This is a genomic window from Spirosoma sp., from assembly GCF_026391055.1.
Lineage (GTDB): Bacteria > Bacteroidota > Bacteroidia > Cytophagales > Spirosomataceae > Spirosoma.
The window spans coordinates 16,904-29,773 of the sequence record NZ_JAPLET010000015.1; the positions used below are offsets into that span (position 1 = coordinate 16,904).

The window sequence follows — 12,870 nt, forward strand, 5'->3', positions numbered from 1 at the left end:
ATCAACATCATCAGCGGGCTACTTCTTCCTGAAAACCGCCTGCATGATGGCGAATCCCAGAAAAGCAAACCCAATGGCCTGCCCCGAAATGCCAATTGTCAGTAAAGTGCCGGTGGAGGCCCACTGATGACTTTTTCCATAAGCGCCCAGTAACGTCAGAGCCAGGCCCGATAGCCAGAATCCAGCCGCCAGCAGGATGTATTTATTTTTTATAGTAACCACGGGTGAATTGGTTAAATCAGACTGCCCCGCAAAAATACGTTGAATACGCGTTTATCTTTCTGCTTTCTACTCGGTATAATCCTGGTAGCCTTTCTTCAGCCATCCTGTGCAGTTGCTCAACCGGGTACGGCTCGCTTTGTCTTTCGACGAGGCCTGATGGGCACTCAGTTCAACGTCATCTTCTACGCCCCCGACAGCCTGACCGCGCAACGGGCCAACGCGGCCGTTTCGGCCCGGATGGATTCGCTGAACCAGATAATGAGTGATTACATGGACGGCTCCGAAATAAACCAACTGTCTGCAACGGCGGGGTCTGGACAATGGGTGCCTGCATCGGCAGATCTGTTCAATGTATTAAAGAAGGCGCAGGCAATTGCCCGGCTTTCTAATGGCCGCTTCGATCCAACCGTTGGGCCATTATCACTACTCTGGCGTCGGGCCGTTCGGCGGAAGGAGTTTCCGACGGATAAAGAACGGCGTCGGGCCAGACGGGCCGTCGGTTATAAGCTTATGGAACTGGATAGTACAACGCGCTCTGTACGATTACGCCGTAAAGGAATGCGACTTGATGTGGGCGGAATAGGCCAGGGGTTTGCCGTTGACGAAGCGCTGGCGGTCTTTCATCGGTTCGGAATTCAGTCGTCGCTGGTCGATATTGGTGGCGATATCCTGGCCGATGAGTCACCGCCCGATAAGCCTGGGTGGCGCGTTGACATAGGCTCGGGTAAAGCCGGGGATGCCGACACTACCACGATTCTACTCAAAAACGCAGCTATTACTACTTCCGGCGACACCTACCGTTATCTGGAACACAACGGCCGACGTTACTCGCACATTATGGACCCCCGCTCGGGCCTGGGCCTACGGCATTTTGTTCGGGCTACAGTTTGGGCACCGGACGGCTATCAAGCCGACGCATTGACCAAAGTATTCAGTGTAGCGGGTCTTCAAAAAAGCCGCCGACTGCTGAGCCGCTTTCCGGGCGTGAAACTGCTCATTCTGGAAAATAAGAAGGGAAAGATGCATGCCTGGCAGTCGGCCCCGTTTTAATTAAACACAGAGGCACGGAGCACACAGAGCGTTAATCATGTTAAAACTTTGTGTGCTCCGTGCTTCTGTGTTTAATTAAGTTTTATAAAGTTGACGCAACCGAGACCTGGTCCAGGAAAGATTCGCCTTTGGGTAGTCTGATTTGTTTTGGCTTTATCCCATACAGAATGCGCGTAAGGACAAATGGCCGGATCAGGAAGTGATACAGCCCAAACAGCAGAATGAAACAGATGCCAATCAGCACCAGCAGCTTCACCCAAATTGGACTGTTCCATTGAACCACGTAATACCCGCTGGCAACGATGATCGTTTGGTGCAGAATGTAAAAGGGGTAAACAGCGGTGGTCAGATACACCAGCGCTGAGTTTGAAAAATTAAGATACCGTCTGGCGAAACCGATAGTTGTAAGAACAACAGCCCATATATGAAGCCCGTCAAAAAAGCCGTATACATACAAGGCTTCGTTTTGTTGGGTGGGTAAGGTAATCGTCCAGTAGTACTTCCAGAACAAGACAATCACACAAACGACAGCTACCGTCAGAAAGTGTTTTCGATAGATTTCACACGTATTCCAGAAGGCCGGTAAGTCGGCAAGGAAATAGCCGACGAAATAAAACGTAATGGATGAGTTAAAGAGGAACCAGTCGTCGAGCAAACTTCCCTGAATAGGCCACCGGATATAAAAGGCAAAGTAGAACAGGATAAACGGAATGGCAAGTGACAGGTTAGCCACGGGATGCGTGAATACGGGGTTGAGCCGTTGTTTCCACCGTTGCAGGAGCTTGATCTTAAACAAGGCAAAAAAGGGTGTCAACAGGATTGTAAAGACGAACAGATAAACGACAAACCACAAGTGACTCCAGGTCAGCGTGCCTTCCGGATAGGGCACCATATCCCATACGGATGGGTAAAAGCTCCAGTAACTTTCGTCAATTTCCTTTTTTTGCAGGCGCTCCACATACACTTGTACGGGAATGACGAAGAACATGGAAAATAACAGCGGCACAAACAGCCGAACAACCCGTTCGCCCATAAAAGAAAGTATTGAGCGTTTTCGCAGTGAAAAGCTAACGCCTACACCGGCAATGAAAAAAAGTAAGGGCAGTCGCCATTGATGCAGCCAGATAATCAGCCGGTCAAGAAAAATGGAATGTTCCACGTTCTTTACTTCCCAGCCAAACTGCACAAATGGCATAGAACAATGAAAGAGGATGAGAATCATAAAGGCGATTACTCGAATCCAGTCTATATAATATTGTCGCTGGGGCTGAAGGGGGGCCATCTGAAAGGGAGTACAGGATAAGGTATATACCCATGATGCATTACCCGATAGTGAGGTTGCATATGGCGGGTAAAAACAAAAAAGGTCAACCACTCTAAAGTAGTTGACCTTTTTTGTAGCGACGCAGCACCTTGCGTCTTTTTTGCACTCAGGTAGAAGGAAATTACACCGTCACCGTTTTGCCGGGTACGGCTATCTGATATAACCCATTGGCGTCGGGCAGGCTCTTGGGCATCGCGTCCCAAGCGAGCGTTGTTGGGAACAAGTCGATTTGCGAGTTTAACGCTTCATCCCATTTCACAACTTTGCCGGAGTAGGTTGCCATGCGGCCCATGATGGAAGTCATTGTACTTTTGGCAACGCGCTCGGCATCGGCGAACTTATACTGTCCTTTGGCAATGGCGTCGAACAGTTCATCGTGTTCGATCTGGTACGGGTTACCATCGTCTTTTGCGTTGTGGGTATACATCGCCTGCCCGCTGTAGCTCATCAGGGCGCTGCTTTTCTTCTCCATACCTTCAACTTTGCCTTTGGTACCGAGGAACATTTCGTCGACCCGGCTGTAGGTACCTTCGTAGTGACGGCACTGGCTGTTGATGGTTGTACCGTCGGCATAAACGAAATCGACAATGTGGTGATCGAAGATTTCGCCGTAGTCCTTACCTGTTCGTACCTGACGGCCACCCGTGCCCTGGCAGGAAACCGGATAACTATTTTTTACCCAGTTCGCCACGTCGATGTTGTGAACGTGCTGCTCCGTTATATGGTCGCCACAGAGCCAGTTGAAGTAATACCAGTTGCGCATCTGGTAGTCCATTTCGGTTTGGCCGGGTTTGCGCGGCTTTTGCCATACGCCACCACTGACCCAGTACACCGACCCGCCTACAATTTCGCCTAAAGCACCATCGTGAATACGCTTGATCATATCGCGGTAGCTGGGCTGATAGCGCCGTTGTAGACCAACGACAACGTTCAGCTTTTTCCGCTTGGCCTCTTCGGCAGCGGCCAGTACCCGCCGAACACCCGGCGCATCAGTGGCTACGGGTTTCTCCATAAACACCTGTTTGTTCTGACGAACGGCCTCTTCGAAATGGCTTGGTCGGAAACCGGGAGGAGTCGCCAGAATAACTACATCGGCCAGGGCCATCGCCTGTTTGTATGCGTCGAAACCCACAAACTTATGATCTTCCGGCACATCTACTTTCGGTGTGCCATCGGCTGCTTTCAGACCCCGTTCGGTCAATGCTTTATAGGCATCGTCTAACCGATCGCGGTAAGCATCGGCCAGCGCCACGATTTTTACATTTTGCTTAGTATTGAGAGCCTGTTGCGCTGCACCGGTACCACGTCCGCCACATCCGATGAGTGCCACTTTGATGGTGTCATTTACCGAAAAGTGATAGCCCGGCCCCTTACTAAAAGCTTGTGCCTGAAATGGTAAGCTGCCCATCAGAGCGCTACCGGTTAGTAATCCGGAAGTTTTTAAAAAATTCCGTCGATCCTGGTTCGATTCCGTTGTCATATAGAAGAAAGATTATGCAGGGTAAGTGGTCTGATTATAAAGTAACTAAGGCTTATAATTTACTAACGGCATGTTTATCACTTTATATAGTCATGTATATAGGATAAACAGACAATTAATAATTAAAAGAAAAATTTGTACTAAAGGAAGGCTTATGCGTAAGTTTAGGGCAAAGTAGCAAGCAAAAAAAGACACGTAATTGACAAAAGGAAACCTATGAAACATTTTACTACTTATTTACTTCTGTTTATGGGACTATTTTGCGTGATGAGTTTCAGCGCAGTAGCTCAAACGAAAGTGGCCGGGAAAGTGATTGCCGATGATAAGAAAGAGGAGTTAGCTGGCATAAGTATCGCTGTAAAAGGTAAGGTTATTGGCACCATTACGGACCAGAAAGGAAATTTTTCCTTTACAACCAATACGCCGACTCCCTTCACGATCGCTATCTCCGGGGTTGGTTTCGAAACGCAGGAATATGTGATCAATGGTAACCGTACGGACCTGAACATAAGTCTGAAAGAACAGGTAACGATTGGTCAGGAAGTGGTCGTATCAGCCTCCAGGGTCGAAGAAAGTGTATTGAAATCGCCGGTATCCGTTGAAAAAATGGATATTCGGGCTATTCAGTCTACACCCTCCGCTAACTTTTATGATGGCTTAGCCAACGTAAAAGGCGTTGATGTGGCCACTCAGGGAATGCTGTTCAAGTCGATAAACCTGCGGGGTTTTGGCGCAACGGGTAATCCGAGAACTGTGCAGTTGATTGATGGAATGGACAACTCGGCACCGGGTCTAAACTTCCCGGTCGATAATATCGTGGGTGTTCCGGAGCAGGATGTTGAAAGCGTGGAGATTTTGCCTGGCGCGGCTTCTGCCCTCTACGGACCCAATGCTATTCAGGGGTTGATTCTGATTAATAGTAAAAGCCCATTCCTGTATCAGGGGTTGAGTGCTAACGTGAAAACGGGTGTTATGGATGCGTCGAACCGGACAACGTCTACGACAGGTTTTTATGATGCGTCGATTCGGTACGCCAAAGCATTCAATAACAAGTTTGCTTTTAAAGTGAACCTGTCATACACAAAGGCAAAAGATTGGGAAGCAACGAATTACACGAATCTGAATGGTGGTGGAAGCTCTGATCCCAACCGGGGAGCGGGTACGGCTGTCAACTACGATGGTGTAAACGTTTACGGCGATGAGAACCAGCAAAATATGCGAACCGTAGGTCAGGCATTAATCGGGGCTGGCCTTTTGCCTGCTGCTGCCCTGAATATATTGCCTAACGTAAACATCAGCCGTACGGGTTATTCTGAAGTGAATCTGGTTGATTACAATACTAAAAGCTTTAAGTTCAACGGAGCGCTGCATTACCGAATCTCGGATAAAGTTGAAGCCATCGGTCAGCTGAATTACGGCACGGGAACAACCGTTTACACCGCTACCGGTCGATATTCGCTACGGGATTTCAGCATAGCACAGGCTAAGCTCGAACTGCGGGGCGATAATTTTATGGTACGCGCCTACACAACGCAGGAGCGGTCGGGTAAATCATTTACGGCAGGGTTGGCTAGTATTGGCTTTAACGAGGCCTGGAAACCAAGTGCTACCTGGTTTGGGCAATATGTTGGGGCGTATGCAGCCGCCCGGGGAGCCGGTCAGGGAGATGATGCCGCCCAGCTGTCAGCTCGTGGCATAGCCGATCAGGGTCGCCCGATACCCGGCACGGAAGCGTACAAGGCTTTGTATGATAAACTAAGCTCGACACCCATCAGCCAGGGGGGCGGGGCCTTCTCCGACAAGTCGAACCTGTATCATGTAGAAGGGCTGTACAATTTCAAGAATCAGATCAAGTTTGCCGATGTGCTGGTAGGAGCCAACTACCGTCAATACCAGCTGGCTTCGGAAGGAACTCTCTTTGCCGATCAGGCGGCCGGGCGTAACGGTACCATTGGTATTACGGAGTTTGGCGGGTTTATTCAGGCTAGTAAATCGCTGTTCAACGAACACCTCAAATTGACGGCGTCGACCCGTTACGACAAAAACCAGAATTTCGACGGGCAGTTTACGCCCCGCGTATCGGCCGTAACAACTTTTGGAGAACACAACATCCGGTTGTCGTACCAGACTGGCTTCCGTATTCCAACCACACAGAATCAGTATATCGATCTGAAAACGCCACTAGCCCGGCTGATTGGTGGTTTACCGGAGTTTACGGATCGTTACAATCTGGCCAACTCCTACTCCCGTACTGATGTAACTGCCCTCGGCGCTGCCATCACCGCCAGTGCTTCTACCTCTGCAGTACAGCAGGCCGCTGTGCAACTCATTACGCAACAGGTAACGGCTCAGGTAACGGCCGCTGTTACCGCCCAGGTCAATGCCGCCGTTGCCGCTGGCCAGATTCCGGCCAGTGCAGCCGCAGCCGCTATTCAGAATGGTGTTGCTACTACTTTACCAACGGTATTGCCCGGTCAGATTGCCGCTAACATCAACAATGCAGTAACGGCTGTAGCCATTAACAGCAACATTGGTAACCTGAAGCCCTACCAGCGGCAGGCATTCAAGCCGGAGCGTGTGGCGAGTTATGAAATTGGTTACCGAAGCGTACTTGGTAAGCGCCTGTTTGTCGATGCCTATTATTATTATAGTGTGTACACAAACTTCATTGGCAGCGTTATCCTGCTTCAACCAACGGCTCCCGTAGCTGCAGGTCTGCCGCTGACATCCGGTGTGCTGAGCGGAGGAACGCGGAATGCGTATTCGATGCCTGCAAACAGCAGCGAAAAAATCAATACGTCGGGTTGGGCGCTGGGTCTGAACTACCAGTTGCCAAAAGGCTATGGCATATCAGGTAATCTGGCCAACAACAAGCTTAATAACTTCACGCCAACGGCGGAGCTACAGACATCGGGCTTTAACACGCCGGAATATCGCTGGAATTTGGGCTTCACCAAACGGCCTATGGTTAACTCGAATATTGGCTTTGCCGTTGCCTTCAAACATCAGGATGCGTTCACCTGGGAGGGCTTTGCCGTACCTACCGAACTGGTTCCGAATCTGTACGAGAAAACAATTGTACCGGCTATCAGTAACTTCGATGCGCAGGTCAATTATAAGGTATCCAGCCTAAAGTCGATTGTGAAAGTGGGTGCAACCAACTTGTTTGGAAAGCCTTACTTTCAGGCGTATGGTAGTGCGTACGTTGGTTCGACGTACTACATCAGCCTGACGTTCGATCAACTGATGAATTAGGCTGGTACGTTGTATCTGCTGATTCCCCGTGAGTCGTATCAAGGCTGACCGCCTGGTACACTCATGGGGAATCTTTTGTTTTGGTAGATAATCCATCTGTCGAACTTTTAAAGAACTTCTAACCTTTCTTAAGCGAATACCCTGTTTTAAGCCCTGTAGCCAGTACGCTATTGAGTAACGCAACCTCTACCGATCAACCTTCCGATGCTGCATCGGCTGCTTTACCCCGTCGGCTTACCCTTCTGCAAGGGACGGCACTGAACATGATCGACATGGTGGGCATTGGCCCCTTTGTTGTACTTCCTCTGGTCATTAAAACCTTGGGTGGCCCGCTTTTCCTATGGGCCTGGGTGTTGGGTGCGTTTGTTTCCCTGATCGACGCTTTCGTCTGGGCGGAGCTGGGCGCTTCGTTTCCGCAGGCAGGAGGCAGCTACAATTTCCTGAAAATTTCATACGGTGAACGAAAATGGGGCCGGTTGCTTTCCTTTCTCTATGTCTGGCAAACGCTTATTCAGGCCCCTTTGGTGATGGCGTCCGGAGCTATTGGTTTTGCTCAGTATGCGTCGTACCTGATGCCCCTCGACGAATGGCAGCGAAAAGCTGTCTCTGGCGGGGTCGTTCTGGTAATCATCGTGCTGCTATACCGAAAGATCGACTCAATTGGAAAAATAGGGTTGATCATGTGGGGTGCTGTTCTGGTAACCCTCGGCTGGATTATTATTGGCGGACTGAGCAACCCCCGTATTCCATTGGCCGAAACGTTTGAGTCCATTGGTTCCGTCAGTGGAGGCTTACTGGCCGCTGGTCTGGGGCAGGCTTCTGTCAAGACCATTTACTGCTATCTAGGATATTATAATGTTTGTCATCTGGGCGGTGAAATTCAGCGGCCTACCCGTAATATTCCGGCCAGTATGTTTATCTCTATAGTTGGGATTGCTGGTTTGTATCTGCTGATGAACCTGAGTGTCGTGAGTGTCGTGCCTTGGCAGATTGCTCAGAATAGTGAGTTTATTGTGAGTACCTTCGTAGAAACCTTGTATGGCCCCCAGGCTGCCCGGCTGGCAACGGGACTTGTTCTGCTGGTTGCTTTTTCATCGTTGTTTGCCGTCTTGCTGGGGTACTCGCGGGTGCCTTACGCTGCCGCTGCCGACGGACAATTTTTTCGAATTTTCGCTAAACTACATCCTACCCGGCAGTTTCCGTACATCTCGCTTCTGTTTCTGGGCGGGCTTGGATTTGTATTCAGCCTGTTATTCCGGCTGGGCGACGTTATTACGGCTATTCTGGCCATGCGGATTGTGGTACAATTTGTTGGTCAGGCAATCGGGCTGATGCTGCTACATCGCAGGCGGGTAGCCTCGGAGTTTCCGTTTCGGATGCCGCTTTATCCGTTGCCGGTTATTCTGGTCATTGGTATATGGCTGTTCATCTTCTTTTCAACGGGAACAAAGTTCATGCTTTCCGGGCTAACAGTTATTGTGCTGGGCATCATCGCCTTCCTCGTGTCGGCCGGTGTCCGGAAACAGTGGCCGTTTGAGAAGTAGAGTTTGGTTATTGGTTGGTGGTTATTGGTTAGGCTCATGAGTAGTAACGTCTTATTTGAAAGCCAGTAACAAATAACTCAATAACCATTAACCAATCATCAGCGGACCTTTAAATCGATGTACATACAGGAGTAAGCATATGCTGGCCGACAGGAATAGGATCGTAAACTAACGGTTTGGCTAACTCCTGATGTTGTGGCGTTGGATGGCCGAATGCGATAGTAGCAGACAGTTGAAAGAGTCGTTTTTGGGTCTGTAAATGTACTCGTGTTGGAGCCTACGCCCCCGGTGGGCATAAAAGTCCGATGTAGGCGGCTGGAGCGTTCAACGAAATATCCCATTTCATTACTGGCTTCAGTGCGTATACTACATGAAGCAGCCTGATAACCACGTTATCAGGCTGTCGTTTCTCCATCAATAAACAGGGTGGGTATGAAGTATGCCTTAGGCTATATCTTTCATAGCCATTTATACGAGCGCGTCGAATAATATTTCGGCAGGGTGTTGGGCTGTACGTTTCGTGCCATCCTTAATCTGGTGACGGCAGGATGTGCCGGGGGCCGCAATGATCACGCCATCGGGCTGCTGGCGAACCGTGGGGAAAAGAACGAGTTCACCAACTTTCATCGACACCTCGTAATGTTCGGCTTCGTACCCAAAAGAACCGGCCATGCCGCAACAACCCGACGGAATCAATTGAACCGTGTAGTTCTTGGGCAACGACAACGCCTTTTTGCCCGGCACTAGGGATGATACCGCCTTTTGCTGACAGTGACCGTGTAGTTTGATGAGTCGCGTCTCAGTCGTAAACTGCTCCGATTTGATGCGGCCTGCTTCCATTTCGCGCGCAATAAATTCTTCAAAGGTCAGTGCGTTTTCCGCAATTCGCTTCGCATCGGCAACCAGCGACTCATCGACCAGATCAGGATATTCATCGCGGAAAGTCAGAATAGCCGAAGGCTCCAGTCCAACCAACGGCGTTTCGGACGTAACGACGTCTTTGAGCAGACGAATATTCTTCTCCGCTAGCGTCTTTGCGTAATTCAGCATTCCCTTCGACAAGGCAGCCCGGCCACTTTCGCCATGCTCTGGAATAACGACGTTATAGCCAAGCTTTTGGAATAACTGAACTGCTTTCTGCCCAACCTCAACGTCGTTGAAATTGGTAAATTCATCGCAGAAGAGGAAGAGCGAGGAGCCATCCGGTGGCACAACACGCCGGTCCGCCGGTGCGGTCAGCAACTCCTCACTCCTCGTTCCTCGCTCCTCGCTTCTCAAAGAAAACCATTTCCGTAACGTCGTCTTTCCCATCATGGGCATCGTCCGGTCGGGGTGGAAGCCGACGAGTCGGTTGGCAATACGCCGGAGCGATGGAGTGCCCAAAACGCCATTCCAGGCCCAGGGAACCAGGGATGCCAGACTGGAAAGACGGGCGAAGTTGGCGATCAATCTGGAACGTACAGGAATACCGTGCGAGTCGTAATAGTGCTGTAAGAACTCAGCTTTTAACTTCGCTACATCGACGTTGGAAGGGCATTCATTTTTACACCCTTTGCACGACAGGCAGAGATCGTAGGTCGCCTTGATTTCTTCGTGATCGAACCGGTTTTCTTTCGTCGAGCGCGTTAGCATCTCGCGCAGAATATTGGCCCGAGCCCTTGTTGTATCTTTTTCGTCGCGGGTGGCCATGTAGCTTGGGCACATGGTACCGCCCGACGCTTCCGTTTTGCGGCAATCGCCCGAGCCGTTGCATTGCTCGGCATGTTGCAAAACGTTCTGATCCTTGTAGCGGAAGTAGGTCTTGAAATCTGGGGTCTGCTGCCCGGCTTCGTAGCGCAGAAACGTATCCATAGGGGGCGTTTCCACAATCTTACCGGGGTTGAAAATACCGTCGGGGTCCCAGGTATGCTTGATTTGCCGCATCAGTTCATAGTTGTGCGGACCTACCATTTGCGGAATAAACTCGCCCCGTAGCCGTCCATCGCCATGTTCGCCCGATAGCGAGCCGTCGTATTTTTTGACGAGTGTGGCGATTTCTTCGGCAATCATCCGGTACTGCCGGTGGCCTTCTTCTGTTTTCAGATTTATGATTGGCCGCAGGTGCAGTTCCCCCGACCCCGCATGCGCGTAATGGACGGAGTGCATATGGTGCTTTGCCAGAATCTCGTTGAAATCGCGGATATAGTCGGGCAGGTCGTGCACGTCTACGGCCGTATCTTCAATGACGGCTACCGCTTTTTCATCGCCGGGGAGGTTGCCCAATAAACCCAGGCCAGCTTTGCGGAGAGTCCAGATTTTTTTGGAATCATCGCCGAACAGCAGCGGATAATGGTATCCCATCCCGGCGGCCTGCATTTCGGCGATCATCTCTGTAGCGAGCTGCTCGATTTCAGCTCGGGTATCACGCGACAGGTCAACGACCAGAATAATCGGGAAGTGATCTGTCGGCGTTTTCTGAACGAAGAAGCTGTTTTTACGCTGTTCCGGGTTGGTGTCGGCCCGTTCCAGAATAATATCGTCGATCAGTTCGACGGCATAGGGTTTGTATTTGAGGGCCACCAGCGTAGCCCGCAGCGACTCATCGATGGAGTGGCAATGCACACATACCAGCCCGTTTTCTTTGGGTGGTAAGGGTACAATATTCAGCTTGATCTCAGTCAGAAAGCAAAGTGTGCCTTCCGAACCGGCAATGAACTTGGCCATATTAAACGGCTCCCCTTCCGGTTCAAACGGTTGCATGTCGAGCAGGGCGTCCAGCGCATAGCCTGTATTGCGTCGTTCGATGGATTTCTTTGGGAAATTCCGCCGAATTTCTTCCTGGTTGGCTGGGTCCGACAGGATAGCGTTTGTTGTCAGCAGAATTTTATCGGCCAGGGTAGCTGAGCCATTTCTGCGGCTTGCTTCGCCCACCTGTTTAGTAAAGTCCCAACCATTTATCGGGCCAAACTCCGCTTCCGAGCCATCGGCCAGCAGTGCTTTTACTGATAGTGTATGCTCTCTTGTGGCCCTATACACCACCGAGTTGGACCCACAGGAGTTGTTACCCACCATGCCGCCAATCATAGCCCGGTTGGCGGTGGAGGTTTCTGGGCCAAAATAAAGTCCGTACGGCTTCAGGAACTGGTTCAACTCATCCCGGATAACGCCCGGCTGAACACGCACCCAACGCTCTTCGGGATTCACTTCCAGTATTTTGGTGAAATGCTTCGATACGTCGACTACAATGCCGCTGCCAACCACCTGACCCGCCAAGGATGTTCCGCCCGTACGGGGAATCAGGGATGTTTTATGCTCTTTAGCAAAGGCAATCAGGGTCTTTAGATCCTCGACTGTTTTGGGAACGGCCACAGCCATTGGCATTTCCCGGTAGGCCGAAGCGTCCGTTGCGTACAGCGTTCGGTAGGTTGTATCCGTAAAAAGGTCACCTGTCAGGCGAACTTTCAATTCATTAAAGGGAGGAGAAACTCGTATAGACATGATTGGCAAACGGGCAAGAATCGGACAGTAAAGATAGCGAAAGTCGCCGATACAAGTTCACGTAATACATGCGTGCCGAGTGCAACGTCATTGGAAAAAAAGGGCTGCCAGCGTTCTGGTTAGATGTGTTTTATGAAATTATAAACAGTTATTCATGATGTAGCATGTTCTAGACTTGCCTGTTTGTTGGTAGCTAAAGAGAAGGATATATACTCGAAATAATAGGGCTATACAATCAGAAAATTGAGTTCTTTTTCAAAAATAAGTTGATCTGCTCCGGCTTAAGTATAACTACTTAGTAAACAGATATTGCATTTAAGTATAATGATGATTTAGTAATTTTTGCTTTTTTAAGTTGACCTCTTGAATACTTTTTATAATTGATAATAAGACTTCCAAAACAGTATAAAAATGCTAACAATATCGCCCGTTACCCTATTTTTTTTTGAAATTGATTAAACTTATAGACTTAGTTATAAATACAGACTGTTCATCCTCTACTACTTACAAATGAATAG

The 12,870-nt window shown here is 49.8% G+C and carries 7 protein-coding genes; 3 read left to right on the forward strand and 4 right to left on the reverse strand.

From position 1 onward, the window contains the following. Nucleotides 1-18: 18 nt before the first annotated feature. Nucleotides 19-222, reverse strand: a complete 204-nt coding sequence (locus NT073_RS05830; RefSeq protein ID WP_297370164.1) for a hypothetical protein — start codon at nucleotides 220-222, stop codon at nucleotides 19-21. A 39-nt stretch (nucleotides 223-261) separates the two neighbouring features. Here NT073_RS05830 and NT073_RS05835 point away from each other — a divergent pair, with 39 nt between their 5' ends. Continuing rightward, nucleotides 262-1,272 carry an FAD:protein FMN transferase gene (locus NT073_RS05835; protein ID WP_297370167.1) on the forward strand — a complete coding sequence of 337 codons (1,011 nt, stop codon included), beginning with the start codon at nucleotides 262-264 and terminating at the stop codon, nucleotides 1,270-1,272. Between the two features lie 82 nt (nucleotides 1,273-1,354). Here NT073_RS05835 and NT073_RS05840 read toward each other — a convergent pair whose 3' ends face one another. Together NT073_RS05840 and NT073_RS05845 are read right to left on the reverse strand one after the other, a co-directional pair. Then, complete coding sequence (locus tag NT073_RS05840; protein ID WP_297370170.1) at nucleotides 1,355-2,467, reverse strand: acyltransferase family protein; 1,113 nt, start codon at nucleotides 2,465-2,467, stop codon at nucleotides 1,355-1,357. Between the two features lie 250 nt (nucleotides 2,468-2,717). Further along, nucleotides 2,718-4,076: a Gfo/Idh/MocA family oxidoreductase gene (locus tag NT073_RS05845; protein ID WP_012929543.1), complete on the reverse strand. Its 1,359-nt coding sequence runs from the start codon at nucleotides 4,074-4,076 to the stop codon at nucleotides 2,718-2,720. Between the two features lie 249 nt (nucleotides 4,077-4,325). Here NT073_RS05845 and NT073_RS05850 point away from each other — a divergent pair, with 249 nt between their 5' ends. After that, on the forward strand, nucleotides 4,326-7,331 hold the full coding sequence (locus NT073_RS05850) for a carboxypeptidase-like regulatory domain-containing protein (protein ID WP_297370176.1): 3,006 nt from the start codon (nucleotides 4,326-4,328) through the stop codon (nucleotides 7,329-7,331). Nucleotides 7,332-7,501: 170 nt separating this feature from the next. Beyond that, nucleotides 7,502-8,875 (forward strand): APC family permease, encoded by a 1,374-nt coding sequence (locus NT073_RS05855; RefSeq protein WP_297370178.1) that lies wholly within the window; start codon nucleotides 7,502-7,504, stop codon nucleotides 8,873-8,875. Nucleotides 8,876-9,343: 468 nt separating this feature from the next. Here NT073_RS05855 and NT073_RS05860 read toward each other — a convergent pair whose 3' ends face one another. Then, nucleotides 9,344-12,352, reverse strand: coding sequence for an FAD-binding and (Fe-S)-binding domain-containing protein (locus NT073_RS05860; RefSeq protein WP_297370181.1), 3,009 nt, complete (start codon nucleotides 12,350-12,352; stop codon nucleotides 9,344-9,346). Nucleotides 12,353-12,870: the final 518 nt, after the last annotated feature.